The organism is Mesorhizobium sp. M1027, assembly GCF_040318745.1.
Lineage (GTDB): Bacteria > Pseudomonadota > Alphaproteobacteria > Rhizobiales > Rhizobiaceae > Mesorhizobium.
This window is the reverse complement of the sequence record NZ_JAMYMW010000003.1, coordinates 208,210-233,049: the sequence shown is the minus strand read 5'-3', so window position 1 is coordinate 233,049 and position 24,840 is coordinate 208,210. Positions and strand designations below refer to the sequence as shown.

General features: G+C 63.2%; 27 protein-coding genes. 16 read left to right on the top strand and 11 right to left on the bottom strand.

Annotation, left to right across the window (positions count from 1 at the left end):
* Window positions 1-261: 261 nt before the first annotated feature.
* The 6 genes from NKH50_RS08155 to NKH50_RS08130 all read right to left on the bottom strand — a co-directional run bounded on the left by NKH50_RS08155 (window position 262) and on the right by NKH50_RS08130 (window position 4,134).
* On the bottom strand, window positions 262-717 hold the full coding sequence (locus NKH50_RS08155) for a DUF992 domain-containing protein (RefSeq protein WP_352877840.1): 456 nt from the start codon (window positions 715-717) through the stop codon (window positions 262-264).
* Between the two features lie 136 nt (window positions 718-853).
* Complete coding sequence (locus NKH50_RS08150) at window positions 854-1,699, bottom strand: tetratricopeptide repeat protein (RefSeq protein WP_352877837.1); 846 nt, start codon at window positions 1,697-1,699, stop codon at window positions 854-856.
* A gap of 161 nt (window positions 1,700-1,860) precedes the next feature.
* Entirely contained in the window at window positions 1,861-2,133 is a 273-nt protein-coding gene (rpsU, locus tag NKH50_RS08145) for a 30S ribosomal protein S21 (protein ID WP_023675331.1), read from the bottom strand.
* 266 nt (window positions 2,134-2,399) lie between these two features.
* Window positions 2,400-2,786 (bottom strand): SET domain-containing protein, encoded by a 387-nt coding sequence (locus NKH50_RS08140; protein WP_254816877.1) that lies wholly within the window; start codon window positions 2,784-2,786, stop codon window positions 2,400-2,402.
* A 108-nt stretch (window positions 2,787-2,894) separates the two neighbouring features.
* On the bottom strand, window positions 2,895-3,653 hold the full coding sequence (locus NKH50_RS08135; RefSeq protein WP_352702733.1) for an SDR family oxidoreductase: 759 nt from the start codon (window positions 3,651-3,653) through the stop codon (window positions 2,895-2,897).
* 106 nt (window positions 3,654-3,759) lie between these two features.
* Complete coding sequence (locus NKH50_RS08130; RefSeq protein ID WP_352478142.1) at window positions 3,760-4,134, bottom strand: YrdB family protein; 375 nt, start codon at window positions 4,132-4,134, stop codon at window positions 3,760-3,762.
* A 200-nt stretch (window positions 4,135-4,334) separates the two neighbouring features.
* Between NKH50_RS08130 and NKH50_RS08125 the strand changes: the two genes are divergently transcribed.
* The 6 genes from NKH50_RS08125 to NKH50_RS08100 are packed head-to-tail and all read left to right on the top strand — an operon-like array spanning window position 4,335 to window position 10,154.
* Entirely contained in the window at window positions 4,335-5,588 is a 1,254-nt protein-coding gene (locus NKH50_RS08125) for a sarcosine oxidase subunit beta (RefSeq protein ID WP_352702735.1), read from the top strand.
* A complete protein-coding gene (locus NKH50_RS08120; protein WP_352702738.1) occupies window positions 5,588-6,010 on the top strand; it encodes a hypothetical protein in 423 nt (140 codons plus the stop codon). The genes NKH50_RS08125 and NKH50_RS08120 overlap by 1 nt, the downstream gene beginning before the upstream one ends.
* 8 nt (window positions 6,011-6,018) lie before the next feature.
* On the top strand, window positions 6,019-6,315 hold the full coding sequence (locus tag NKH50_RS08115) for a sarcosine oxidase subunit delta (RefSeq protein WP_292519105.1): 297 nt from the start codon (window positions 6,019-6,021) through the stop codon (window positions 6,313-6,315).
* Entirely contained in the window at window positions 6,312-9,305 is a 2,994-nt protein-coding gene (locus tag NKH50_RS08110) for a sarcosine oxidase subunit alpha (protein ID WP_352877833.1), read from the top strand. Before NKH50_RS08115 ends, NKH50_RS08110 begins: the two co-directional genes overlap by 4 nt.
* Window positions 9,298-9,876 (top strand): sarcosine oxidase subunit gamma, encoded by a 579-nt coding sequence (locus NKH50_RS08105; RefSeq protein WP_352877831.1) that lies wholly within the window; start codon window positions 9,298-9,300, stop codon window positions 9,874-9,876. The genes NKH50_RS08110 and NKH50_RS08105 overlap by 8 nt, the downstream gene beginning before the upstream one ends.
* Before the next feature lie 53 nt (window positions 9,877-9,929).
* The gene (locus tag NKH50_RS08100; RefSeq protein WP_352506379.1) at window positions 9,930-10,154 is read left to right on the top strand and encodes a hypothetical protein; all 225 of its coding nucleotides are present in this window, start codon (window positions 9,930-9,932) and stop codon (window positions 10,152-10,154) included.
* A gap of 101 nt (window positions 10,155-10,255) precedes the next feature.
* Here the strand turns inward: NKH50_RS08100 and NKH50_RS08095 are convergent, their stop codons facing one another.
* Complete coding sequence (locus tag NKH50_RS08095) at window positions 10,256-10,495, bottom strand: DUF680 domain-containing protein (protein ID WP_352752569.1); 240 nt, start codon at window positions 10,493-10,495, stop codon at window positions 10,256-10,258.
* A gap of 177 nt (window positions 10,496-10,672) precedes the next feature.
* On the bottom strand, window positions 10,673-11,314 hold the full coding sequence (locus NKH50_RS08090; protein WP_352737015.1) for a TetR/AcrR family transcriptional regulator: 642 nt from the start codon (window positions 11,312-11,314) through the stop codon (window positions 10,673-10,675).
* 192 nt (window positions 11,315-11,506) lie between these two features.
* On the opposite strand from NKH50_RS08090, the gene NKH50_RS08085 reads away from it, so the two are divergent.
* Window positions 11,507-12,214, top strand: a complete 708-nt coding sequence (locus NKH50_RS08085; RefSeq protein WP_352737014.1) for a hypothetical protein — start codon at window positions 11,507-11,509, stop codon at window positions 12,212-12,214.
* Window positions 12,215-12,234: 20 nt separating this feature from the next.
* Here the strand turns inward: NKH50_RS08085 and NKH50_RS08080 are convergent, their stop codons facing one another.
* Window positions 12,235-12,729, bottom strand: coding sequence for a MaoC family dehydratase (locus NKH50_RS08080; RefSeq protein ID WP_031211357.1), 495 nt, complete (start codon window positions 12,727-12,729; stop codon window positions 12,235-12,237).
* A 39-nt stretch (window positions 12,730-12,768) separates the two neighbouring features.
* Window positions 12,769-13,584, bottom strand: a complete 816-nt coding sequence (locus tag NKH50_RS08075; protein ID WP_352752567.1) for an SDR family oxidoreductase — start codon at window positions 13,582-13,584, stop codon at window positions 12,769-12,771.
* Between the two features lie 194 nt (window positions 13,585-13,778).
* Here NKH50_RS08075 and NKH50_RS08070 point away from each other — a divergent pair, with 194 nt between their 5' ends.
* Window positions 13,779-14,069 (top strand): hypothetical protein, encoded by a 291-nt coding sequence (locus NKH50_RS08070; RefSeq protein WP_352877825.1) that lies wholly within the window; start codon window positions 13,779-13,781, stop codon window positions 14,067-14,069.
* A gap of 35 nt (window positions 14,070-14,104) precedes the next feature.
* On the opposite strand, the gene NKH50_RS08065 is transcribed toward NKH50_RS08070, so the two are convergent.
* Window positions 14,105-14,929, bottom strand: coding sequence for a MurR/RpiR family transcriptional regulator (locus NKH50_RS08065; RefSeq protein ID WP_352877822.1), 825 nt, complete (start codon window positions 14,927-14,929; stop codon window positions 14,105-14,107).
* A gap of 145 nt (window positions 14,930-15,074) precedes the next feature.
* Here NKH50_RS08065 and NKH50_RS08060 point away from each other — a divergent pair, with 145 nt between their 5' ends.
* From NKH50_RS08060 to NKH50_RS08025, 8 genes are all read left to right on the top strand, one after another.
* Entirely contained in the window at window positions 15,075-15,899 is an 825-nt protein-coding gene (locus NKH50_RS08060) for an N-formylglutamate amidohydrolase (protein ID WP_352877819.1), read from the top strand.
* Between the two features lie 21 nt (window positions 15,900-15,920).
* Window positions 15,921-17,477, top strand: a complete 1,557-nt coding sequence (locus NKH50_RS08055) for an amino acid permease (protein WP_352877817.1) — start codon at window positions 15,921-15,923, stop codon at window positions 17,475-17,477.
* A 107-nt stretch (window positions 17,478-17,584) separates the two neighbouring features.
* Window positions 17,585-18,955 carry a glutamine synthetase family protein gene (locus tag NKH50_RS08050; protein WP_352877814.1) on the top strand — a complete coding sequence of 457 codons (1,371 nt, stop codon included), beginning with the start codon at window positions 17,585-17,587 and terminating at the stop codon, window positions 18,953-18,955.
* 180 nt (window positions 18,956-19,135) lie between these two features.
* Complete coding sequence (locus NKH50_RS08045; protein ID WP_352877811.1) at window positions 19,136-20,524, top strand: aldehyde dehydrogenase family protein; 1,389 nt, start codon at window positions 19,136-19,138, stop codon at window positions 20,522-20,524.
* Window positions 20,525-20,541: 17 nt separating this feature from the next.
* A complete protein-coding gene (locus tag NKH50_RS08040) occupies window positions 20,542-21,714 on the top strand; it encodes an iron-containing alcohol dehydrogenase (RefSeq protein WP_352688003.1) in 1,173 nt (390 codons plus the stop codon).
* A gap of 242 nt (window positions 21,715-21,956) precedes the next feature.
* Complete coding sequence (locus tag NKH50_RS08035; RefSeq protein WP_352647657.1) at window positions 21,957-23,063, top strand: ABC transporter substrate-binding protein; 1,107 nt, start codon at window positions 21,957-21,959, stop codon at window positions 23,061-23,063.
* A 64-nt stretch (window positions 23,064-23,127) separates the two neighbouring features.
* A complete protein-coding gene (locus tag NKH50_RS08030; RefSeq protein ID WP_023675356.1) occupies window positions 23,128-24,042 on the top strand; it encodes an ABC transporter permease in 915 nt (304 codons plus the stop codon).
* Window positions 24,039-24,830, top strand: coding sequence for an ABC transporter permease (locus NKH50_RS08025; RefSeq protein ID WP_352478173.1), 792 nt, complete (start codon window positions 24,039-24,041; stop codon window positions 24,828-24,830). The genes NKH50_RS08030 and NKH50_RS08025 overlap by 4 nt, the downstream gene beginning before the upstream one ends.
* Window positions 24,831-24,840 lie beyond the last annotated feature (10 nt).

Here is a 24,840-nt window from a genome sequence, read left to right as displayed (position 1 = left end):
GGGACGATCACGAAGCGTTGAGATTCTGGTCAGACCGAAGACAAGCAATATTGGATCGCCGCAATCTTCGGTCACGATAACGGCATGAACACAGTTGCCATGCCGTGATCTTCGAGCGCCGCAACTTTGAACATCAGGGCGGCCCATTCTCCGCGGAGTGGGCCTGCCGGAAACTATGAGCCTTCGGCAGCTATTCGCAGGCCGACACCTACGCTCCCCGCCGCTCGGGAGCCATGCTACGCCGCTATTTCAACGAGTGGATCAGATCCAGCGAGGTGACGGCGACCGCCAGGTTGACGCCGTCTGTGCCTGGACACTGAGCGGCTGCAGCGAAAAGGCGCTGTCGAGGCCGCCGACCAGGAGATTGGCGCCGCCACCGGTGACCACACTGGCCTCGGCATTCACGCCATAGTAGCTGCCGGCAAGGTCGCCTTCATCGTGATTGCGGGTCGCCGCCAGAACCGCCCATACCAGCTGGCCCTGATGCGTCCGGCCGACATCGACGCCGAGCTTGGAAATCACCCCGGTATAGACTTCGGAGGGGCCGCCACGATGTGGACGAAAGACACAGGAAACACCCTTGTTGGAGGTGACGAGATAGGCCGTGCCGCCGTCGATGGTGCAGTCGAGCACGCCGAGCTGGAGCTTGCTGGCGCTGGCGGGAGCGGCAACGACGGTCGTCGCGAGAGCGGCGGCACAAGCGAGTTTCTTGATCATGGCAGGGTCCTTTCGAAATTGCCTTGTACAAACGGCTGAGCACGCCGAGCGTTCCGCCGACAACTTGGCGCCAGCAAGGCAAGGGTAAACGCAGGGTTGTCGGGGCGCGGAAAGGGCCGCCCGATTAACCGGCCGCTCAGCCGGTGCTGGTGCGGGCCAGGCCGTCCTTGGCCGGCTGGTAGGTCGGATTGAGGTGCACGGCCTCGCGGTATGATTTCGCTGCCCTGACCTTGTCGCCGCGCCGCTCGTAGATCAGCGCCTGGTTGGACCACGCCTCGGCGTTCTTACCGTCGAGCTTGATGGCCATATTGAAGTCGGCGAAGGCATTGTCCTCGTCGTTCATGGCCAGGTAGGAGAGGCCGCGTCCATTGTAGGGCTCGGAGGCGTCCGGCGCCAGCGAAATGGCGGTCGAGAAATCCTCGATGGCAAAGGCGTGCTGGCCCTGCCTCTGGTAGATCAGGCCGCGATTGTGATAGGCGCGCGCGTCGGTCGTGTCGAGCTGGATGGCCTTCTGGAAATCGTTGAAGGCTTCCTGCACCCGGCCCGCCCTGCGGTAGAGATTGCCGCGGCCGATATAGGCGGCGTCATAGTTGGGATTGATCTGGATCGAGCGGTTGTAGTCGGCAAGCGCGCTCGCCTGGTCGCCGAGGAAGCGCTGGATGAGCGCGCGGTTCGAATAGGCCTGGTAAAAATTCGGATTGAGCTGGATGGCGGTGTTGAAGTCCTTCAGCGCCGCCTGGTACTGGCCGCCACGGCCATAGGCCGAGCCGCGCACATTGTAGGCTTCCGGATCCTGGGGGTTGCGCTGGATCACCGCCGACAGCGAGGAGATGTTCTCGCTCGAGGCTTGCGCCTTGTCGATGTTGTTGAACTCGCCGGTCGGAACGCTCTGGCAGCTGGCAAGCGCCATCCCGGAAAGCAGGGCTGCCGTCAGGGCGAGGCCGCGCCACGCGGTTCTGCGCTCTACGGTAATTGCGTCCATGTCTGCCCTGTCCTTACTGCGCCGTCTGGTCCGTTCCCCCTCCGAACCGGCATCTCTCCCAACCGGTCCTTTCGGACCGGGTCTAAATCACAACAAAAAGGTGGCGGCGATTCCGCATCGCGCCACCCTGGATATCCTTGGAAAAGGACGAAAAATTGGCGTTAGAACCGCGGCGGACGCGGGGCACCGGCACCGGCAGCACCGGCCGCGACCGGACGCGGCGTCATCGGCAGCAGGCCTTCGCGCTGGGCACGCTTGCGGGCCAGCTTGCGGGCGCGGCGGACGGCTTCCGCCTTTTCACGGGCGCGCTTCTCGGAGGGCTTCTCGTAATGTCCGCGCATCTTCATTTCGCGGAAGATGCCTTCGCGCTGCATCTTTTTCTTGAGCGCGCGAAGCGCCTGATCAACATTGTTGTCGCGGACGAGTACCTGCACGGGCAATCCTGTCTTTCGGGTTTGAAATCAATAGGCAAGCGGCCATAGCCACAAGCCTCCGCGGCGCGTTACACCACGAATTGGGGCGGCTGATAGCAGAATCAAGGCGCTCTGTCCACTGCCGATTGAGAGGTGGTGCCGACCCCGAAACGAAAAACCCGCCTCAGCGGCGGGTCGTTGGTCTGAATCAGCACCATACCGAGATTACTAGCATAGCTGCCGGCACAAAGCAAGAACAAAATTCGCCTTGGGCCAGATAGGCGACGCTACGCCGTGGCCAGGTGGAGCTGCTCGAAACCCTCGAAGAACTCGCCGTAGTCGCAGGTTATCTCCTCGCCGGCGGCGATGTCGCGGGTCGCAGTGGCCCCGCCATATTGCGAAAAGTCGGTGTTCGGTTTGTCGGCGTGGTTCATGAAGCGGCCATTGTCGACCTCATAGACCATGAAGCCCGGCCGGTCCGGACTGGGATAGGCATATCTGTCGAGCAATTCCTTGAGGTGCGGCGGCGCCGTCTCGTATCTTTCCACCGGGATCAGCCGGTCGAAATCCGGATCGAGCCGCCAGATCTGCGCCCCTTTCCGGATCGGCTCGGCGGCGAACACGCCGACGCCTTCGATTGCGCTTGCAGCGATATAGGTCCTGATCAGCAGCATGTTTCCAACCCGTTTTCGAGGAGAAGACGGAATCGTCAAATCGCCGGGAAAAGCAAGACCGGTTTTCAGGCATTGCGGCTGGCGGGCCTACGCCGACCGCGAAACGCTTCACGTGCGGGTGATCGAGACGCCGCCGTCGGCGAACAACGCCGTGCCGGTGGTGAAGCTCGATGCATCGGAAGCCAGATAGAGCGCCGAGCGGGCAATCTCGTCAGGCTCGGCGACGCGCTTCAAGGCATGCAGGTTTTCGACGAAGGCTCGCGATTCAGGGGTCTTGAACGTTGCCGAAGGCGTGTCGGTGCCGCCCGGCAACAGCGCGTTGACCCGGACGCCCCTAGCGCCATATTCGGCGGCCAGCACCTGCGTCAATCCGATCAGTCCGGCCTTGCTCGCGGCATAGCTGGTCATGCCGGGCATGCCGACCGTGTGGCCGACAAAGGTGGAGGTGAAGATCAGCGATCCGCCGCCGCGGTCGACCATCGCCGGCACCTGATATTTTGCGCCGAGAAAGGCGCTGGTCAGGTTGGTGTCGAGCGTCTCGCGCCAGCCCTCCAGCGACAGCTCCGAAACCGGCCCTGTCTTGCCGACCGAACCGGCATTGTTGAAGGCGATGTCCAGCCCGCCGAATTTCTCGACCGCGAGGTCGACCAGGGCCTTCGCGTAGGCTTCGTCGCGGACATCGCCGGCAAGGGCGATGGCGGTGCCGTCGGCGTCTTCGATTTCGGCAACGAGCGCGTCAAGCTCCGCCTTGCGGCGGGCAGCGACGACCACCTTGGCGCCTTCCTCCGCAAACAGCTTGGCCGTGGCGCGGCCGATCCCGGAACTGGCGCCTGTGACGAGGGCAACTTTGTTGGCAAGTGTGAGCATTTTCCTGCATCCTTTTCGCGCCGGCCCTTGCCGGCAATCGGGATGCTTGGTCGCAAATCGAGGCGGCGCGAGCCACCCGATACCTGCGAGGTCGTGTCGGCCTGGACTATTGCCTAAGCAGCCAGCCGAGCCGATCGAGCGAAAATGCGTAGCTGACGGCGATCAGCAGTGCGACGGCTATGCCGGCTGTCGTGCAACCGGCCAGGTGGAATCCGGCAGCGCCGCCGAACAGGATGACGAGTTCGAGCACCAGCCGCAAACCGCCCGGCACCGGAACCGGCGCCCGCCCCGAGCGGCTCGGATCGTTCGGCACCGCGAAGATTCCCCAGAGCGCGGCGGCGCCGAACGGCAATGCCACGGCAAGGATCCAACGCCACATGCCCGCTGAGAGGCTCCAGCCCGCCATGCCGAGGCCGAGCAAAGCGGCGAGCTCCAGCAGGAAGCGCAATGTCAGATTCCACCAGACGTTACCCACCGCCATAATCCTCCGATCGTCAGTCAACGGATAGCGCTCGAAGGCAATTGCATCAACCTGCCCGCATGCCTCTTCTCCACCATGGCGCAAAACGGCAAGCGCCGTCGCAAACAGTGCAAGGCTGGCAGCGCCGTTTCGCTAGTGATACAAGCTCGCGCGCCGGGGTTGGCTGATCTGCCCGGCCGTCATTTGCGAGGCCTGCGACGTTGAAGAAATACTCGGTATTCGCCATCGCCCGCGAGGCCATGCGCGGCCATAAGGGTTGGGAGGAGCAGTGGTCCTCGCCGGAGCCGAAGAAGGAGTACGACGTCATCATCGTCGGCGCCGGCGGCCACGGCCTGGCCACCGCCTATTATCTCGCCACCGTGCACGGCATCACCAACGTCGCGGTATTGGAAAAAGGCTGGCTCGGCGGCGGCAATACCGGCCGCAACACCACCATTATCCGCTCGAACTATCTCTACGACGAGAGCGCCGGCATCTACGACCACGCGCTGAAGCTGTGGGACGGGCTCAGCCAGGAACTCAACTACAACGTCATGTATTCGCCGCGCGGCGTCATGATGCTGGCCCATAACATCCACGACATCCAGGTGCTGAAGCGCCACGTCCATGCCAACCGGCTGAACGGCATCGACAATGAATGGCTGACGCCGGAGCAGGCCAAGGAATTCTGCCCGCCGCTCAACATTTCGCGCAATGCGCGCTATCCGGTGATGGGCGCCTCCCTGCAGCGCCGCGGCGGCACGGCGCGTCACGATGCGGTCGCCTGGGGCTATGCGCGCGGCGCCTCGGCGCGCGGCGTCCACATCATCCAGAATTGCGAGGTCACCGGCGTCAAGCGGGCGCCGAACGGCGCGGTCACGGGCGTCGAGACGACGCGCGGCTTCATCGGCGGCAGGAAGGTCGGCGTGGTCGCCGCCGGCCACTCCTCGGTGATCATGAACATGGCCGGCGTGCGTATGCCGCTGGAAAGCTATCCGCTGCAGGCGCTAGTGTCGGAGCCGGTCAAGCCGGTGGTGCCCTGCGTAGTCATGTCGAACACGGTACATGCCTATATCTCGCAATCCGACAAGGGCGAACTGGTAATCGGCGCCGGCACCGACCAGTATGTCTCCTATTCGCAGACCGGCGGGCTGCACATTTTGCAACATACGCTCGATGCGATCTGCGAGATGTTCCCGATCTTCACGCGGATGAAGATGCTGCGCTCATGGGGCGGCATCGTCGACGTGACGCCGGACCGTTCGCCGATCCTGGCCAAGACGCCGGTGCCCGGCCTCTATGTCAATTGCGGCTGGGGCACGGGCGGTTTCAAGGCGACGCCGGGTTCGGGCCATGTCTTTGCCCATACCATCGCCAGGGACGATCCGCACCCGATTAACGCGCCCTTCACCATCGAGCGCTTCCGCACCGGCCGCCTCATCGACGAGGCGGCGGCGGCAGCGGTGGCGCACTGATGATGACCGAGATGGCCGTCGCCATGCCGCTGATGCTCGCCGGCGAGCAAGGCCTGTTCCATTTTCCGTCGCCGGACGAGGTGCGCACGCAGCCGATCAGCCGCGCCGAAAACGAGACCGAATGGCCGTTTTCCGTCGACGACGGCATTCTGGCCTGCGTCTGGAGCGGCGGACAAAGGGTCGTCTCGTTTCTTGAAGGCCGGCCGGCGGACTTGGACGACGACGAGCCGTTCGAGCCGCGCGTCGTCATCGTCACGGTCGATCCGGTCCTGCTGACGATCGGCAACATGGCCAACCGCGACCTCTTCAGCCCTGCGGCAAGCATCGAGGAGCGCATCCGGCTCGTCGCGCCCTTCGTGACCTTGGGCCAGAGGCTTTGCGACCAACCGGCCGGCGCCCGCGTCGGCCACGGCGAATTGTAGGACCAACCATGCTTCTCATCCGCTGCCCCTATTGCGAGGAAGAGCGTCCGGAGCTCGAGTTCCGCAACGCCGGCGAGGCGCATATTGCGCGTTCCCCCAACATCGCCGGGGAGAGCGACGACGATTTCGAAAAGTTCTTCTTCATCCGCTCAAATCCCAAGGGGATCATCTATGAGCGCTGGCGGCACATGCACGGCTGCGCGCGGTTCTTCAACGCGGTGCGCGACACCGTCAGCGACAGGTTCCTGATGACCTACAAGGCCGGCGAGCCGAAGCCCACGAAGCTGCCGGGAGCCGCAAAATGAGCGCGACATTCCGCATTGCTGGCGCCGGGCGGCTCAAACAGGCAAAGATAGCTGGCTTCAGCTTCGATGGCCGTCCCTATACCGGTATCGAGGGCGACACGCTGGCCTCGGCGCTGCTTGCCAATGGCGTCCATCTTGTCGGCCGCTCGTTCAAGTACCACAGGCCGCGCGGCTTCCTGTCGGCCGGCGCCGAAGAGCCGAACGCGCTGGTCGAGATCAAGCGCGACGCGGCACGCAAGACGCCGAACGTCCGAGCTACGGTGCAGGAGCTCTATGACGGGCTGACCGCGCAGTCACAGAACCGCTGGCCGTCGCTCGCCTTCGACGTCGGCGCCGTCAGCAGTATCGCCTCGCCGATGCTTTCGGCCGGCTTCTACTACAAGACGTTCATGTGGCCGAAGACCGCGTGGAAAAACCTCTACGAACCCAAGATTAGGGCCGCCGCCGGCCTTGGCGTCGCTCCCGACCAGCCGGACCCCGACCATTATTCGGCGCGCTTCGCCCACTGCGATGTGCTGGTGCTGGGCGGCGGTGCCGCGGGTATCGCCGCGGCATTGGCCGCGGCTGAAACCGGGGCGCGTGTCATCCTTGCCGACGAGCAGGCGGAATTCGGCGGCAGCCTTCATTTCGAGAGCGGCGCCAGGATCGATGGCCAGGATGGTTTTGCCTGGGCGCAGTCCGCCGTCGCCAAGTTGAAGTCGATGGACAATATGCGCGTGCTGCCGCGCACCACGGCGTTCGGCTATTACGCGCAGAATTTCGTCGGGCTGGTCGAGCGCGTCAGCGACCATCTGCAGAACCCCGGACGCGACCTGCCGCGCGAGCGGCTGTGGCAGGTTCGTGCCAAACGCGTGGTGCTGGCGACCGGCGCCATCGAGCGGCACATGGTGTTTGCCGAAAACGACCGCCCCGGCATCATGCTGGCGTCGGCGGCGCGCACCTATCTCAACCATTACGGCGTCGCCGTCGGCAGGAATGTCGGCGTCTATACGGCGAACGATTCCGCCTACGCGGCGGCGATCGATCTGAAGAAGGCCGGCATCAACGTGGCGGCGATCGTCGATCTGCGCGACAACCCGACCGGGCCGGTGATCGACGAGGCGAGGGCGCTCGGCATCGAGGTCAATTTCGGTCGCGCGGTGATCCGCGCCGGCGGCAAATTGCGGGTGTCGTCGATGACCGTGCAGCCGAAGAACGGCGGCGGCGAGCGCACCATTCCGGTCGACGCGATCCTGATGTCGGCGGGCTGGACGCCATCGGTGCATCTGTTCTCGCAATCACACGGCAAGGTCGCCTTCAACGACGAGACCAAGCGCTTTGTGCCCGGAATTTATGCGCAGGACTGCGTCTCGGTCGGCGCCTGCAACGGCACCGACGGGCTGTCGGCGACCATCGACGAAGCTTACGCCGCCGGCGCCAAGGCGGCCAAAGATGTCGGCGGCAAGCCCGCCAAGAGCGCCAAGCCGAAGGTCGATGCCGGCGAAAGCTGGTCGCGCGGCATGCTGGGTGCAGCACCCGGTGCCGGCGCGGACACGACGGTGAAGGCGTTCGTCGACTTCCAGAACGACGTCACCGCCAAGGACATCCGCCAGGCAGTGCATGAGGGCATGCGCTCGATCGAGCACGTCAAGCGCTTCACTACCAATGGCATGGCGACCGACCAGGGCAAGACCTCCAACATGCACGGCCTGGCGATTGCCGCCGAGACGTTGGGCAAGCCGATCCCGCAGGTCGGGCTGACGACGTTCCGCGCGCCCTATACGCCGGTGACATTCGGCTCGATCGTCGGGCACGCGCGCGGTCTCCTGTTCGACCCGACCCGCAAGACGGCGATCCATCCCTGGGCCGAGCGCCAGGGCGCGGTGTTCGAGGATGTCGGTCAGTGGAAGCGCGCCTGGTATTTCCCGAAGCCGGGCGAGGACATACATGCCGCCGTCGACCGCGAATGCGTCACGGTGCGCAAGACAGCCGGCCTGTTCGACGCCTCGACGCTGGGCAAGATCGAGGTGGTCGGGCCGGATGCGGCCAAATTCATGGAACTGCTCTACACCAATCCATGGGAAAAGCTCGAGCCCGGCCGCTGCCGTTACGGCATCATGCTGCGTGAGGACGGCTTCATCTATGACGACGGTGTCGTCGGCAGGCTTGCCCCCGACCGTTTCCATGTGACGACGACGACCGGCGGTGCGCCGCGGGTCATGAACCATATGGAAGACTATCTCCAGACCGAGTTCCCACATCTCAACGTCTGGCTGACCTCGATCACCGAGCAATGGGCGGTGATTGCCGTGCAGGGACCGAAGTCTCGCGACATCATTGCGCCGCTGGTCGAGGGCATCGACATGTCGGATGAGGCGCTGCCGCATATGTCGGTGCGCGAAGGCCGGATCTGCGGCGTGCCGACCAGGCTGTTTCGCATGTCGTTCAGCGGTGAGCGCGGCTTCGAGGTCAACGTGCCGGCCGACTACGGCGAAGCGGTCTGGGAAGCGTTGTGGGCCGAGGGCCAGAAGCATAGCGCCTGTGCCTATGGCACAGAGTCTATGCATGTGCTGCGCGCCGAAAAGGGCTACATCATCGTCGGCCAGGATACCGACGGCACGGTGACGCCGAACGACGCCGGGCTCGACTGGGCGGTCGGCAAGAAGAAGACCGACTTCGTCGGCATTCGCGGCATGGCGCGGCCGGATCTGGTCGCCAAGGGCCGCAAGCAGCTTGTCGGCCTGAAGACCAGGGATCCCAAGGTGGTGCTGGAGGAGGGCGCGCAGATCGTCGCGGACCCGAAGCAGGCAATCCCGATGAAGATGATTGGCCATGTCACGTCGAGCTATTGGTCGCAAAATTGCGGCCGCTCGATCGCGCTGGGGCTGGTCGCCGGCGGCCGCGATCGCACGGGCGAGACGCTCTATGTGCCGATGCCGAACGGGGTGATCGAGGTGGAGGTCACCGGCATGGTGTTCTTCGATGAGAAGGGGGAGCGCCTCAATGGCTAAGGCCGCCGTGAAAACCAACGCCGCCGGACCCTCAGTCGAGCGCCGTCCGGCTCTCGCCGGCCAGTCGCTTTCCGCCGCCGGCGTTACACTTGCCGTGCTGCCGCCGGCCGAGCGCATATCGTTGCGCGCGCCGGAAGCCTCGATTGCGGCACTTTCGAAAGCGCTCGGTGTCGTCCTGCCGCAAAGGCCGAAAACCTCGGCGGCAAAGGCCGGACGCACGGCCTTGTGGCTCGGGCCGGACGAATGGCTGGTTATCGACGAGAACGGAAAAGATCCGCTCCCCGACTGCGCCAGCATTTCCGTACTGCATTCGGCGGTCGGCATCTCGCACCGCAACGTCGCCATATCGGTTACCGGTCCGGCTGCCGCGGCGACGATCAATGCCGGCTGCCCGCAGGATCTGTCGCTCGACGCCTTTCCGGTCGGGGCGGCGTCGCGTAGCATTCTCGGCAAGGTGGAAATTGTGCTGTTGCGCACGGCGGCCGACGCGTTCCGCGTCGAATGCTGGCGTTCCTTTTCCGATTATGTCTTTACTTTTCTGTCGGAGGCAGCGCGCGACGCGGCAGCATAGGCATGTTCGCCGCGCCCGCCCGTTCTGCGACAGCGAGCCGAGGGAGAATGCACATGCCGCCGAACTCCGCGCCGAAGTCGCCGGTCAAGACGCCGGCCGTGCGCTCTTTTGAAGACGAGCAGCGCACTGGGACGGATATCGAAGAGGAACTCGAGGAAGGCCTCGAGGATACATTCCCGGCCAGCGATCCGGTGTCGATCACCGGAACGGCCATTCCCGGCGCACCGGCAAGACCCGGCAAGCGTAAAAACGTGGCGGGACAGAAGCGCAAGAAGTGATCTGCACGCCGCGATAAAGCAGGGCTGAAGCAGACAAGATCGGCGGCCGGAAAGTCCTGCCGCCCTTTCGTTTCCTTACCGCGTATTGTCGCCCGACCGGCTCAGAAGCTGCTTGGCACGATCCACGGGTCGATGCCGATGCCGAGTCTCGGGCCCTTGCTGCCGGCCTTGTGTGTCGGGGCATCGGCGTTTTCAAGCGATCCGGTCGGCGCGCAATCGAGCTTCACATCGGCCTTGGTGTCGATGCAGGCCGCTTCTTGCTTGGCTGGCTGACTGCTGCCGGCAAATGCGGCGCCAGAGAGTGCCAGCAGGGCGGCGAGCGTGAGGACTGCCTTCTTCATCGTCGGTCTCCGGTTCAGCTATTGAATTTCTCGTACGTGTACGGAACTGCGTACAGATACGCCCTGAACTCCCGGTGTTCAAGCAAAATCGTACGCGTACGGAGAATTGCCGAACGCTCGGCGCCGCAGCGCAGAACGTTCGGAGAAGATCCTGCAGATCGGGAGGAGCGCCGCTCTTCAGCAGTTGACCGACGGCGTGAGCGGCGCAATCTCGTGCGCGGCGATGGCTTCGAGCATGATGTCGCCGATCCGTGTGATGAACGTCGTCTGGTCGCCGAACGGGTAGAACGGGAAGGTGATCAGCAGCGAGATGGCGCCGTGGCCGACCGCCCACAGCATGGTAGCGATGGCGCGTGGATCGCCTTTGAGCCTGCCGGCGGCAACGCAGGCTTCGACCCTCGCGATCAGCACTTTCATCGCCGGGTTGCCGCTCTCCATTTCGGCGAAGGTCTTTCCGGCTGGCGGCCCGACTTTTTCGGTCATGAAGACGGTGCGGTATTCGTTGGGATTTTCCAGCCCAAAGGCGGCGTATTCGACAAGCACCGCCTTGAGCGCCTCGATCGGGTCGTCGGCCGTATGATTTGCGATGCGCCTGGCCAAGGTCTCGAAGGCATCCTCGGCCAGCGCGAACAGGATGTCCTGCTTGTCGGCGAAATAGGAATAGACCGACATCGGCGCATAGCCAACGCGCTCTGCGAGCTTGCGGATGGTGAGGCCGTCATAGCCTTCTTCCTGGACAAGCTTGTGCGCGGCGTCGACAAGTTCGGAACGCAGTTCGGCCTTTTGTTTTTCGCGGCGCTCCTGGACGCTCAGCTGCAACTTTCTACTGCCTTATGACTGATGGCTGGATGCAGCATATATACGCTGTACGGCGTCGGGCAAGGGTGGCACGAAGCAGAAGGCTGACTGTCGCAATACCCATGTAACCCGGCAATAAAGCCGGCAACATCGGACTGTTACAGACAAAGACTAATTCGCGGCTCTGCAAGAATTTCGTTTCGGGAGGCCGTTATGACCGGAACTGAGCTTTCGTCCGGCGTGCCGGACGTGGACCCGCTTTCCCATCGCGCCAGGATGGCGCTCAGGCGCGTCGTCATGGTCGCATGGCTGGCGATCGCGCTCGGCTTTGCCATGGAAGCTCTCATTCTGACCGTCAGATTTGCGGCTGGTGCCTACCCGGCGACGACGCAGGTTCTGATCGAACTGGCGCAAGGCGTGACCTGGTCGTTCTTCGTCTGCGCCGGCGTCAGCCTCGGCACGGCGCTCGCCAAGGTGCGAGCCTCGCTCGGCGGCTTGATCAGCGCGATTTCAGCGCCACTGGCGATGGGCATCGCCAAAGGGACGCAAAAGGTCATGGTCAGCGCGCTGGACGCGGCGGCAAAGCCGGCCATCCTGTCGCTCACGACCCTGGGTGTGCTGCGGGCGATCGAATACGGGCTGCTCGGCTGGACACTGGCGTCGCTGGCATCGAAGGAAGAACCGCGTCCGCTCCATTTCGCGCTGGCGGGCGCCCTGATAGGCGCGGTATTCGGCGGCGGGATCACGGTGCTGACCATCGAGACGGCCGCGGCAAACGACGCTGCTCTCGCACTGCCGCAGGCTATCGCAACCGGCCTCAACGAGATCGTGTTTCCAATCGGTTGCTCACTGGTCGTCTACATTGCGCTGCAGGTCAGCCGCCATATGAAGTATGTCGCGGCCGAAGCCAAACAGATTTAGGTCCCCAGGCGTTGGATACCTCAAACCGCTTCCGGTTGGCGTTCGATCAGCGTCAGCGTCAGCCAGCGCGCGGTCAGCGCCGGTTTTTTCGAGCCCTCGATCTCGATCGTCACGTCGTGCGCCGTCTGCACCCAGCCGGACGGCCTGACCTTGACGTCGGCCAGCACGAAACGGGTGCGGATGCGCGAGCCGGTCTTCACCGGCGCCAGGAAGCGCAGCGAATCGAAGCCATGATTGACGCCCATCTTGCTGTTTTCCAGCGGCGGCATGGTTTCGAAGGTCATCGCCGACAACAGCGAAAGCGACAGGAAGCCATGCGCGATGGTGCCGCCGAACGGCGTTTCGCGGCTGGCGCGTTCCGGATCGCAATGGATGAACTGATGATCGTCGGTGGCATCGGCGAACTGGTCGATCATGCGCTGGGTGACGACCCGCCATGGCGACACGCCGACTTCCTTGCCGACGTTGGCCAGAAGCACATCGAGACTGATCGGTTCCACGCTGATGTCCTCCATCTTCACCCCCGGCATTTCACTCGCCGGATGGCGTGCGTCTCATTCCTTGAATAATGTCAGCCCGTGTTGCACCGACTGCCCGCCATCGATCGGCAGGATAGCGCCGGTGACATAGCTGCCGGCACGGCTGCACAAATAGAGCGTTGCGCCGGCAATGTCATCCGGTGCGCCGATGCGGCCGATCGGAACATGGTTGCCGACATGTCTTGCCTGGTCTTCGGTGCCGGTGGCGAAGGCCGTCATCCGGCTCCGGAAAGGGCCAGGCGCAAAGGCGTTGACGGTGATGCGGCGGCCGGCGAATTCGATCGCCAGGATGCGCGTCAGGTGGTGAACCGTGGCCTTCGAGGCCGAGTAGGAGTAGGCATCTTCGGCCAAAGGCTGCGTGCCCATCACCGATCCGAGGTTGATCACCCGGGCCGGGTCGGCATCGCTGGCGGCGGCCTCGAGCAGTGGCAGCAACTCGCGCGTCAGGTGGAAGACCGCGGTCACATTGACGCCGAACACCTTGGCCCAGGCATGGTAGGGAAAGCTTTCCAGCGGCGCCCCCCAGGAGATGCCGGCATTGTTGACCAGGATATGCAGCCGCTCGGTCCGCGCCCTGACCTCGGCCACAAGCGCCGCAATGCCGGCCTCGCTGGAGACGTCGCCGGCAAAACCTTCCGCCCTGCCGGGCGCGCCAAGGCCGTTCAACTCGCCGGCTACCCCGACGCAATCCTCGCCCTTGCGCGAGGCGATCATCACGGTGGCGCCGGCCTTGACCAGAGCGGTCGCCGCCATGCGGCCGATGCCAGTCGCGGCGCCGGTGACCAGCGCCGTCTTGCCGGCGACTGAGAACAGCTCGTCCAGATAGCTCATCGATTTCCTCCGCGCAGTTCACCGCTGTTTGACTGATGGTTCAAGGAGCGGCTTCGCATCGACAAGGCTAGCCGAGCTACGATTATCCTTGCCACGGCTAAAGTATCCGGATTGGGGCAATGGCACGGTTTGCGGCTGAAATGGTTAAGCCCGAACGGCAAGGTGGTCATTCGGCCGTGACATGGGTCGGATGAATGATGCAGCCGTCCCTCCAAGCGAGCACCTTGGCTCCAGCGGTTCATTTCGCGCGTGAAGCAAGTCGTCATTACTCCTCCGCCAAGCCGCAGGCGGGTCTTGATGACGTGGGCCGGTGGTTGAGCGATAGGGTAGGACTGACATTCGTTCGTGGACGGGAGCTATGCTTTCCCGGGGGAGCTGTGGGTAAGAAACAACGCATCGTCCTGCTGGCAGCTGTTTTGGCGTCTGCCTTTGGCGTTTTGTTGCTGATCCTGATCCTGCAGATGGTCAGTTTTTTGGTTGACTAGGCACGGCCAGGAGCGTGCTTTTCCAAAAGCCTGCGCTACCGCAGGCTTTCCAGCTCGCGGATGCGTTTGGCGCCGTCAGCCTCGAGCTGCCTTGTGACGGCGCCGATCAGCGCTTCGGCAACGACGAAAAGGGCGGCGGATGAGTCCCAGGCCGAAGGCACTGCGGTGCGCCCGGCGATGACGTGGCGGGCGAAGCGGGCGATCGGCGACAGCCACTGATCGGTAAACAGCACGATCTGCACGCCGCGCTGGTTGGCGGTCTCGGCAAAGCGGACGAGGCTGTCCTGATAGCGCCTGATGTCGAAGATCACCAGCACGTCGCGCTTGCCCATGTCGATCAGCCGGTCGCGCCAGACGCTTTCCTGGCCGGCGAGATGGAAGACGTTGGGTTTGATGATAGCAAGGTGGGCCGCCATGTAGCGCGCCAGCGGGTCGGTGAAGCGGCCGCCGATCAGGAATGTCTTGCCGCGCCGGTCGGCAAGCTTGGCGACGATGTCGGCAAGCTGCTTGTCCGAGAGATGCCGGAATGTCTCGCGCATATTGTCGAGCGTCGCTTCCAGCATCGGCGAGACGGCGCTGCCCTGCGACGGCGGATTGAGCGTGCGCGAGGCCGGCGACTGCAATTGCGCCGCCAGCTCGTCTTGCAGCGTCGACTGGAATTCCGGATAGTTCTGGAAGCCGAGCCGGGCGACGAAACGCAGGATCGTCGGCGACGACACGCCGGCGGCAGCCGAGAATTCGGCGACCGTCTTCAGCCCGATCAGCGGATAGCTGGCGATCAGTGTTTGTGCAGCGCGCCGCTCGCCGGCCGGCATGGCGCCGATGCGGTCGGAGATCAGTTCGGCAATGCTGGAAACCATGTTTTCCCCCACCCTGGCCGTGCCGTTACCGCATTATCGAAATCGCGTTTGACAAAGCCGGCCAAACTGTATGAAATCATCCGCAGGGACGCAATGAGGCAAAATACGTAACATACGATACAGCGCTCCCCGGGGACAGCAGACAATGGAGACAGCACGGCCCGCCAGCCTTGCATCGCCTGAAACCGTAAGGGTGACGAACCCTGGCGGATCGAGCCCTTTCGTGCTGACCTGCGACCACGCCTCAAACTTCCTGCCACCGGAATTCGGAACGCTCGGCCTTGCCGCCGAGGATCTTTCCCGCCACATCGCCTGGGATCCCGGCGCCTTGCCGGTGGCGCGCCGCATGGCCGAGGCACTCGATGCGACGCTGGTCGAGACCTGCATCTCGCGGCTCGTTATCGACTGCAACCGGCCGCTCGACGCGCCGGACCTGATAGTGACGGTCAGCGCCAGCGAAAAAACCGTGGTCCCGGCCAACCAGGGACTTTCGGCCGACCAGCGGGAGGCGCGCATCGCGCTGGCGTGGCGACCGTTTCACGAGCGGATCGCAACCATCATCGACGAGCGCCTGGCGTCCGGGCGGGAGACCAGGCTGGTCTCGATCCATTCCTTCACGCCGCTCTACAAAGGCAAAAGCCGGCCGTGGCACATCGGCATCATCCATGACGAGGACCGCCGGCTGGCGGCGCCGCTGATCACGGCGCTACAGCAGCTTGCCGGCGTCACCGTCGGCGTCAACGAACCCTATTCGCCGGCCGACCGGGTCTATTTCACGCTGGAGCGCCATGCGCGCTCCCGCGGGCTGCCTTGCGCGATGATCGAAGTCCGCAACGACGAGATCGCCGGCGCAGCCGGGCAGCGGAAATGGGCGGATCTGCTCTCGAGTATTTTTCTCAATCTGGAGCCCGAGGCGGCCAAGGCCTCCAGACCAAGCGCAGTCGGAAAGTCAGTTCAATCGGCCAGCTAAGAAACCAAAAGGGGACTAAAAATGGCAGCATCGGGCTACACTGAAGTTGACAAGGCGGAGGACGTAAAGGTCCTCCACAATATGGGCTATGCCCAGGAACTGGAGCGGCGCCTCAGTCGCTTTTCAAATTTCGCGGTCTCCTTTTCGATCATCTGCATCCTGTCCGGCGGCATCAACTCGCTGGCGCAGGCAACCTCCGGCTCCGGCGGCATCGGCATCGGCATTGGCTGGCTGGTCGGCTGTTTCGTTTCGCTGACCTTCGCTGTAGCGATGTCGCAGATCAGCTCGGCCTATCCGACCGCCGGCGGCCTCTATCATTGGGGCTCGATCCTCGGCAATCGCGGCACCGGCTGGGTGACGGCCTGGCTCAACCTGCTCGGGCTGATCACCGTGCTCGGCGCCATCAATGTCGGCACCTGGACGTTTTTCCTCGGCGCCTTCGGACCGGCGCTCGGCATCGAGGGTACGCTGACCAACCAGATGATCTTCCTGGTCATCATCACGGGCGCCCAGGCACTGATCAACCACCTCGGCATCAAGCTGACGGCCAAGCTGACCGACTTCTCGGGGTATCTGATCTTCTTCGGCTCGATCCTCATCGCCGTCGTCTGCCTGATCTCGGCCGAAACCTGGGATTTCAGCCGGCTGTTCACCTTCCACAATTATTCCGGCGATGCCGGCGCCGGTGTGTGGCCGTCGGTATCCAATGCCTGGGTGTTCGCGCTTGGCCTGCTGCTGCCGATCTATACGATCACCGGCTACGATGCGTCCGCGCATACTTCCGAGGAGACAATCAAGGCGGCGAGCTCCGTGCCGCGCGCCATGGTCATGTCGGTGATCTGGTCGGCCGTCTTCGGTTATCTGTTCCTCGCAGCCTTCGTGCTGATGATCCCGAACATGGACGATGCGGCCAAGCAGGGCTGGAACGTGTTCTTCTGGGCCTTCGACCAGCGCGTCAGCCCGGGCGTCAAGGAGTTCGTCTACCTCGTCGTCTTCCTGGCACAGCTGCTTTGCGGCCTCGCCACCGTCACCTCCGCTTCGCGTATGATCTTCGCCTTCTCGCGGGACGGCGGCCTGCCGGGTTCCTCGGCACTGGCCAAGGTCAGCCCGACCTACCGCACGCCGGTGGCGGCGATCTGGACGGCGTCGATCCTGTCCGTCCTGTTCGTCTGGGGCTCGACGCTGGTTTCAGTCGCAGGCACCTCGGCCTACACCATCGTCGTATCGTGCACCGTCATCTTCCTGTTCCTCTCCTTCACCCTGCCGATCGTGCTCGGCATGCTGGCCTGGGGAACGCCGAAATGGGACAAGATGGGGCCGTGGAATATGGGGCGCGCCATTTTCATGCTGTTCGGCGTGCTTTCGATCCTGTCGATGCTCCTGATCTTCGTCATCGGCATCCAGCCGCCGAACGACTGGGCGCTCTACATCACCGTCGGCTTCTTCATCCTGACGGCGATCGTCTGGTTTGCCTTCGAGCGCAACCGCTTCCAGGGCCCGCCGCTAGGCGACATCATCGCGGCGCGCCAGGCAGCGATCAAGGCTGCGGAACAGGCCGTCGGCGAAACCGGCCACTGAGGCAAGTCCTCCAGCTATGGCCGGCGCTTTACCGGCCATAGCTTCCCACATCTTCAAAGTGGTCTTTTTTACAGGCCCGAAACGACAAGCGCTGGAGTGCCAAAGGAATGGCCGGAAATTTCTCCTTCGATCAGTTGAAGCAAGCGGTCTCCAGCGGAGAGGTCGACACCGTGCTGGCCTGCATCGTCGACATGCAGGGACGGCTTGCGGGAAAGCGGTTCCTGGCCCGGTATTTCGTCGATTCCGCGCATGACGAGACGCATGGCTGCAACTACCTGCTGGCCGCCGACATCGATATGGAACCGGTGCCCGGCTACAAGGCGGCGAGCTGGTCGAAGGGCTATGGCGATTTCGTCATGAAGCCGGACCTTGCGACGCTGCGGCGTATCCCCTGGCTGGAGAAGACAGCGCTGGTGATCTGCGACGTGCTCGACCACCATACCCATGACGACTTGGCGCATTCGCCGCGCGCTATGCTGAAGAAGCAGGTCAAGCGGCTGCAGGAACGCGGCTATATCGGCTATTTCGCTTCCGAGCTCGAATTCTATCTGTTCAGCGAAACGTACGATTCCGCCCGCAAGAAGCACTGGCAGGGCCTCGAGACGGCATCGCCCTACATCGGCGACTACCAGATCGGCATCACCACCAAGGAAGAAGGCGTCATGCGCCGGCTGCGCAACGAGATGGAGGCGGCCGGCATCCCGATCGAGAATTCGAAGGGCGAGTGGGGGCCAGGCCAGGAAGAGATCAATGTCCGCTATGCCGAGGCGCTCGATATGGCCGATCGCCACGTCATCCTGAAGAACGGCGCCAAGGAAATCGCCGAGTCCGAAGGCAAGGCGATCTCGTTCATGGCCAAGTACAATTACGGGCTCGCCGGCAATTCCAGCCACATCCATAATTCGCTGTGGAGCGCTGACGGCAAGACACCATTATTCTACGACAAAAATGCCGAGTGGACGCTGTCGACACTCGGCCAGCAATGGGCGGCCGGCCAGCTCAAATATGCCAAGGAATTCACCTGGTTCCTGGCGCCCTACATCAACTCCTACAAGCGCTTCCAGGCCGGCACGTTTGCGCCGACCAAGATCATGTGGAGCGAGGACAACCGCACCGCCGGTTTCCGTCTTTGCGGCGAGGGCACCAAGGGCATCCGCATGGAATGCCGCATCGGCGGCGCCGACCTCAATCCTTATCTCGCCTTCGCGGCGCTGATCGCAGCCGGCCTTGCCGGCATCGATGAAAAGCTTGAACTGCAGAAGCCCTTCGTCGGCGACGCCTACCAGGCCTCGCAGCTGCCTGAAATTCCAAAGACACTGCGCGACGCCACCGCAACGCTGGCGGAATCGAAGATGCTGAGGCACGCGCTCGGCGACGATGTGCTGGAGCATTACGTCCACACGGCACACTGGGAACAGTTCGAGTACGACCGCCGGATTACGGACTGGGAACTGCACAGGGGGTTCGAGCGGTATTGAATGGCTGGCAATGTCGGCGCCGCCCGCCCCTCACCTTTACCCTCTCGTGAAGAACGGGGAGAGGGGGTCGCCAGCGCTGGAGCTTGTCCCTTCTCCGTCACTATAGGCGGAAAGGTGCCGGCAGGCGGATGAGGGCGGCGTGACCAACGATAATTATTGTAGAATGCGAGGACCCAAGGCATGACCGAAACGGTCAAGATAAAATCCCCTGTCGACGGTTCGATCTATGCCGAACGGCCTCTGGCGACGGACCAGGCGATCGGTGCCGCAGTTGAGCGCGCCAAGGCGGCGCAGGAGAAGTGGGCGCAGACGCCAGTCGTCGAGCGCGGCAAATACATGCTTGCCATGCTGGAAGCGCTGGTCGCCATGACCGGCGAGATCGTGCCGGAGATCGCCTGGCAGATGGGCAGGCCGGTGCGCTATGGCGGCGAGTTCGGCGGCGTTAGCGAACGCGTCAGCTACATGGTCGAGATCGCCGAGGCGGCCCTAAAGCCAGTCATGGCCTCCAACCCGAAGGATGGCTTTCGCCGTTATGTGAAGAAGGTGCCACTCGGCGTGGTCATGGTGATCGCGCCTTGGAACTATCCCTATCTCACCGCCGTCAACACCATCGTCCCGGCGCTGATGGCCGGAAGCGCCGTCATCCTCAAGCACGCGGCGCAGACGCTGCTGGTCGGCGAACGTTTTCAGCAGGCGTTTGACACAGCAGGCCTGCCCAAGGGCCTGTTCCAGAACCTTGTCATGAACCACGCGCAGACCGAAAGGCTGCTCGGCTCCGGCAAGATCGACCATGTCAACTTCACCGGCTCGGTCGCCGGCGGCCGCGCCATTGAAAAGGCCGCCGCGGGCACCTTCATGACGCTCGGCCTCGAACTCGGCGGCAAGGATCCGGCCTATGTGCTGCCGGACGCCAAGATGGACCATGCGGTTGCCAATCTGGTCGACGGCGCCTTCTACAATTCCGGCCAGTGCTGCTGCGGCATCGAGCGCGTCTATGTCCACGAGAAGGTCTACGATGAATTCGTCGAGGGCTTCATTGCCGAGACCAGGAACTACGTCGTCGGCAATCCGCTCGACCAGGCGACCACCATGGGGCCGATGGCGCAGGCGCGCTTCGCCGACCTGATCCGCGAGCAGAAGGCCGAGGCGTTGCGCAAGGGCGCCAGGGCACACATCAACATGAAGGTGGCCAACGACAGGCAAGGTTCGCCCTATCTGGCGCCGGAAGTGCTGACCCAGGTCGACCACCAGATGAGCGTCATGCGCGAGGAAAGCTTTGGCCCAATCGTCGGCATCATGAAGGTGCGCAACGACGAGGAAGCGATCGCGCTGATGAACGACAGCCCCTATGGGCTGACGGCCTCTATCTGGACGCGCGACATTGAGCATGCGGCGGCGATCGGCGATCGTGTCGAGACCGGCACCGTGTTCATGAACCGCTGCGACTATCTCGACCCGGCGCTGGTCTGGACCGGTGTCAAGGACACCGGCAAGGGCGCGGCACTGTCGGCCATCGGCTACGACAATCTGACCAGGCCGAAATCATACCATCTGCGCGAAGCCATCTGACTTTTCGAAAGACAAAAATGACAAAACTCGTTTCCAAATGGAATTACCCGACGACCGTCCGCTTCGGCGCCGGACGCATCAAGGAGCTGCCGGAGGTGCTGGCGGCGACCGGCATCAAGCGGCCGCTGTTCGTTACCGACCCGGGACTGGCCAAACTGCCGGTGGTGGCTTCGACGCTGAAAATACTGGACGATGCCAAGGTGCCGTATGGCGTGTTTTCCGAGGTCAAGCCGAACCCGGTCGATTCCAACCTGACCGCCGGCATCGCTGTGTTCAAGCAGGGCAAGCATGACGGCGTCATCGCCTTTGGCGGCGGCTCGGCGCTCGACCTCGGCAAGCTCATCGCCTTTCAGGCCGGCCAGACCCGGCCGGTCTGGGATTTCGAGGATGTCGGCGACTGGTGGACGCGCGCCGATGCCGATGCGATCGCGCCGATCATCGCGGTGCCGACCACCGCCGGCACCGGCTCGGAGGTCGGGCGCGCCGGCGTCATCACCAATGAGGCGACCCACACCAAAAAGGTCATCTTCCATCCCAAACTCTTGCCGGCGATCGTCATTGCCGATCCGGAGCTGTCGGTGGGCATGCCCGGTTTCATCACCGCCGGCACCGGCATGGATGCGCTTGCCCATTGCCTCGAAGCCTATTGTGCGCCGGGCTATCACCCGATGGCCGACGGCATCGCGGTGGAAGGCATCAGGCTGGTCTTCGAAAACCTGCCGAAAGCCTATGCCAACGGCAAGGATCTAGTCGCCCGCGCCAACATGATGAGCGCGGCCGCCATGGGGGCCGCCGCCTTCCAGAAAGGGCTTGGCGCGATTCATTCGCTGTCGCATCCGATCGGCGCGCTCTACGACACCCACCACGGCATGACCAACGCCGTGTTCATGCCTTATGTGCTGGCCTTCAACCGCGAGGCGATTGAGCCGCGCATAGCCCGGCTCGCCGCCTATTGCGGCATCAAGGGCGGCTTCGACGGTTTTGCGAAGGCGATCATCAAGCTGCGCAAGGAGCTCAAGGTGCCGCACGCGCTGCCCGGCCTGATCAAGGGGCTCGACATGGACAAGAAGCGCAAGGGCCTGATCGCCGACATGGCGATGGTCGACCCGACCGCCGGCGGCAACCCGGTCAAGCTGACCAAGAAGGCGGCGCTGACGCTGCTGGAAAATGCCATCGCCGGCGCCGTCTGAGACAACTTCCGCATTGGAAATCCACTTTGGAAAAGAGGCGAAGAAAGGGGGAAAGGATGAACGGCAAGGTCGAAACTAGTTAGCCGGAAAAATAGCCGCGTAGCGATTGCTACAGCCGGTTAAAAAGAGTTTACTTTTTCGTACTGCAGGGCATCGCTTTCACAAAGCTTTCATCTGGCTGTCACACGAAAACGATACCGCATCGCAGGCGTCCAACGGCGTCAGTTCAACGGAGAGAACACATGTTCAAATTCACGGGAAAACTGCTTTCCCTTACGGCCGTCGCCCTGATGGCGACCTCTGCCATCTCGTCGGCCCAGTCCATGGATGAACTGGTCGCCGCAGCCAAGGCTGAAGGCCAGCTCACCACCATCGCGCTGCCGCATGACTGGTGCGGCTACGGCGCGGTCATCGACGGCTTCAAGGCAAAATATCCGGGCATCACCGTCAACGAGCTCAATCCCGATGCCGGCTCCGGCGACGAGGTCGAAGCGATCAAGGCCAACAAGGACAACAAGGGCCCGCAGGCGCCTGACGTCATCGACGTCGGCCTGAGCTTCGGCCCGACCGCAAAGAAGGATGGCCTGATCCAGGCTTATAAAGTATCGACCTGGGACTCGATCCCGGACAGCGCCAAGGATGCCGAAGGCTTTTGGACCGGCGACTACTACGGCGTGCTTTCGTTTCTGGTGAACAAGGACCTGGTCAAGGAAGCGCCGGCCGACTGGGCCGACCTGCTGAAGCCGGAATTTGCCAATACCGTGGCGCTCGCCGGTGACCCGCGTGCTTCGAATCAGGCCATCCAGGCCGTCTATGCCGCCGGCCTTTCCAGCGGTGCGGCCGCCGGCGAAGCCGCCGGCACGGCTGGTCTCGACTTCTTCAAGAAGCTCAATGCCGCCGGCAATTTCGTGCCGGTCATTGGCAAGCCCGCGACGCTTGCCCAAGGCCAGACGCCAATCCTGGTGACCTGGGATTATAACGCGCTTGCCGGCCGCGACACGCTGAAGGGCAATCCGCCGGTCGACGTCGTCGTGCCGAAGACCGGTGTCGTCGCCGGCGTCTATGTTCAGGCGATCAGCGCCTACGCGCCGCATCCCAATGCTGCCAAGCTATGGCTGGAATATCTCTATTCCGACGAAGGCCAGATCGGCTGGCTGAAGGGCTATTGTCACCCGATCCGCTTCAACGACCTCGCCAAGAATGGCAAGCTCCCGGCTGACGTGATGGCCAAGCTGCCGCCGGCCGAGTCCTATGCAGCCGCGGTGTTCCCGACGCTCGACGAGCAGGGCAAGGCCAAGGAAGCCATCACCAAGAACTGGGATGCCGTCGTCGGCGCCAACGTCAAGTAAGACTTGAGATCAGCCGGGCGGCTTAGATCGCCGCCCGGCATACCTCCAGGACGGTAGCCGGCGCATGACCGATATCTCGTTGTCCGATCACGCTGTTGCCGGGAAGACCGCGCCTCCTGCCGACGCCCGCAGTATGAGGCTGCCGACACAATGGCTTGGCGTTGCGCCTTTCTTCATCTTCGCCATCATGTTCCTGATCCTGCCCACGCTCTATCTGATGCTGGGCGCATTCCGGAACGATGCCGGCGAATTCACTTTCGAAAACATAGCGGCCTTGGCGCAGCCGTCGATCGTTGCCGCCTACTGGATCTCAATCAAGGTCAGCCTCGCCTCGTCGCTGATCGGTGCTTTCGCGGGGCTTGCCATTGCCATCGCCATCGTGCGCGGCGGACTGCCGGAATGGATACGCTCGGCGACACTGACCTTCTCCGGCGTGGCCTCCAATTTTGCCGGCGTGCCGCTGGCCTTCGCCTTTCTCGCGACGCTCGGCCGGCTCGGGCTCGCCACGGTGCTGCTCAACGTCTTGGTCGGCTTCAACATTTATGCCCATGGTTTCAACATTCTGTCGTTCTGGGGCCTGACACTGACCTATGTCTATTTCCAGATCCCGCTGATGGTGGTGATCATCGTGCCAGCGATCGACGGGCTGAAGAAGGAATGGGGCGAAGCGGCAGCAACGCTTGGCGCGACCCAGGCGCAGTTCTGGCGTATGGTCGTCATTCCGGTGATCTGGCCAAGCTTCCTCGGCACCGTCATCCTCTTGTTCGCCAACGCCTTCGGTGCCATCGCCACCGCTTACGCTCTGACCGGCTCCTCGCTTAACATCGTCCCTATCCTGCTTTACGCGCAGATCCGCGGTGACGTGCTGCACAATGCCCATCTCGGCTATGCCATTGCCTTCGGTATGATCGTCATCACCGGGCTTGCCAATGTCTTCTACATCTGGTTCCGGACGCGCTCGGAAAGGTGGCTTAAATGAAGAGCGGACGTTTCTGGGCCTGGGTCGTCTTCGCGCTGGGCGCTGCCTACTTCTTCATTCCGCTTATCGCGACGGTGGAATTTTCCATGCGCATGCGGCGCGGCGCCTATTCCTTCGATGCGTACAAAGTCGTGTTTGGCGACCCCCGTTTCCAGGCGACCTTCGGCTATTCCGTACTCGCTGCTGTTTTCACCATCATTCTCGGCGTGCTGATCGTGGTGCCTACCGCTTATTGGATCCGCCTGCGGATGCCGCAGCTCAGGCCCGTCGTCGAGTTCATCACGCTGCTGCCGCTGGTCATTCCCGCCATCGTCATCGTCTTCGGCTACATTAGAATGTACGGGTCGAACTCACCGCTGCCGTTCCTGGGCAGCGAGACAGGAGCCAATGCCTTGCTGGTCATCGGTTATGCGACACTAGCACTGCCCTACATGTATCGCGCCGTCGACACCGGACTTCGCACGATCGACGTGCGGACACTGACCGAGGCGGCGCAGATTCTCGGCGCCGGCTGGGGCACGATCATCACCCGGGTCATCCTGCCCAATGTGCTGATCGCGGTGCTGTCGGGCGCCTTCCTGACCTTCGCCATCGTGATAGGCGAATTCACCATGGCTAGCCTGCTCAACCGGCCTGCCTTCGGACCCTATCTGCAGAACGTCGGCGCTAACCGAGCCTACGAGCCGGCGGCGCTTGCCATCATCGCCTTCGCCATCACCTGGGGCTGCATGTCGCTGATCCAGATCCTGTCGCGTTTCGCGCCGCGATCGGCGAACCGTCCGAACTGACCCGAAGGAA

What these genes read in the sequence shown, in the direction of transcription:
- NKH50_RS08155 (WP_352877840.1), bottom strand. Translation starts at nt 717, where the DNA reads ATGATCAAGAAACTCGCTTGTGCCGCCGCTCTCGCGACGACCGTCGTT.
- NKH50_RS08150 (WP_352877837.1), bottom strand. Translation starts at nt 1,699, where the DNA reads ATGGACGCAATTACCGTAGAGCGCAGAACCGCGTGGCGCGGCCTCGCC.
- NKH50_RS08140 (WP_254816877.1), bottom strand. Translation starts at nt 2,786, where the DNA reads ATGCTGCTGATCAGGACCTATATCGCTGCAAGCGCAATCGAAGGCGTC.
- NKH50_RS08135 (WP_352702733.1), bottom strand. Translation starts at nt 3,653, where the DNA reads ATGCTCACACTTGCCAACAAAGTTGCCCTCGTCACAGGCGCCAGTTCC.
- NKH50_RS08130 (WP_352478142.1), bottom strand. Translation starts at nt 4,134, where the DNA reads ATGGCGGTGGGTAACGTCTGGTGGAATCTGACATTGCGCTTCCTGCTG.
- NKH50_RS08120 (WP_352702738.1), top strand. Translation starts at nt 5,588, where the DNA reads ATGATGACCGAGATGGCCGTCGCCATGCCGCTGATGCTCGCCGGCGAG.
- NKH50_RS08115 (WP_292519105.1), top strand. Translation starts at nt 6,019, where the DNA reads ATGCTTCTCATCCGCTGCCCCTATTGCGAGGAAGAGCGTCCGGAGCTC.
- NKH50_RS08110 (WP_352877833.1), top strand. Translation starts at nt 6,312, where the DNA reads ATGAGCGCGACATTCCGCATTGCTGGCGCCGGGCGGCTCAAACAGGCA.
- NKH50_RS08105 (WP_352877831.1), top strand. Translation starts at nt 9,298, where the DNA reads ATGGCTAAGGCCGCCGTGAAAACCAACGCCGCCGGACCCTCAGTCGAG.
- NKH50_RS08100 (WP_352506379.1), top strand. Translation starts at nt 9,930, where the DNA reads ATGCCGCCGAACTCCGCGCCGAAGTCGCCGGTCAAGACGCCGGCCGTG.
- NKH50_RS08095 (WP_352752569.1), bottom strand. Translation starts at nt 10,495, where the DNA reads ATGAAGAAGGCAGTCCTCACGCTCGCCGCCCTGCTGGCACTCTCTGGC.
- NKH50_RS08085 (WP_352737014.1), top strand. Translation starts at nt 11,507, where the DNA reads ATGACCGGAACTGAGCTTTCGTCCGGCGTGCCGGACGTGGACCCGCTT.
- NKH50_RS08080 (WP_031211357.1), bottom strand. Translation starts at nt 12,729, where the DNA reads ATGGAGGACATCAGCGTGGAACCGATCAGTCTCGATGTGCTTCTGGCC.
- NKH50_RS08075 (WP_352752567.1), bottom strand. Translation starts at nt 13,584, where the DNA reads ATGAGCTATCTGGACGAGCTGTTCTCAGTCGCCGGCAAGACGGCGCTG.
- NKH50_RS08070 (WP_352877825.1), top strand. Translation starts at nt 13,779, where the DNA reads ATGATGCAGCCGTCCCTCCAAGCGAGCACCTTGGCTCCAGCGGTTCAT.
- NKH50_RS08065 (WP_352877822.1), bottom strand. Translation starts at nt 14,929, where the DNA reads ATGGTTTCCAGCATTGCCGAACTGATCTCCGACCGCATCGGCGCCATG.
- NKH50_RS08060 (WP_352877819.1), top strand. Translation starts at nt 15,075, where the DNA reads ATGGAGACAGCACGGCCCGCCAGCCTTGCATCGCCTGAAACCGTAAGG.
- NKH50_RS08055 (WP_352877817.1), top strand. Translation starts at nt 15,921, where the DNA reads ATGGCAGCATCGGGCTACACTGAAGTTGACAAGGCGGAGGACGTAAAG.
- NKH50_RS08050 (WP_352877814.1), top strand. Translation starts at nt 17,585, where the DNA reads ATGGCCGGAAATTTCTCCTTCGATCAGTTGAAGCAAGCGGTCTCCAGC.
- NKH50_RS08045 (WP_352877811.1), top strand. Translation starts at nt 19,136, where the DNA reads ATGACCGAAACGGTCAAGATAAAATCCCCTGTCGACGGTTCGATCTAT.
- NKH50_RS08040 (WP_352688003.1), top strand. Translation starts at nt 20,542, where the DNA reads ATGACAAAACTCGTTTCCAAATGGAATTACCCGACGACCGTCCGCTTC.
- NKH50_RS08035 (WP_352647657.1), top strand. Translation starts at nt 21,957, where the DNA reads ATGTTCAAATTCACGGGAAAACTGCTTTCCCTTACGGCCGTCGCCCTG.
- NKH50_RS08030 (WP_023675356.1), top strand. Translation starts at nt 23,128, where the DNA reads ATGACCGATATCTCGTTGTCCGATCACGCTGTTGCCGGGAAGACCGCG.
- NKH50_RS08025 (WP_352478173.1), top strand. Translation starts at nt 24,039, where the DNA reads ATGAAGAGCGGACGTTTCTGGGCCTGGGTCGTCTTCGCGCTGGGCGCT.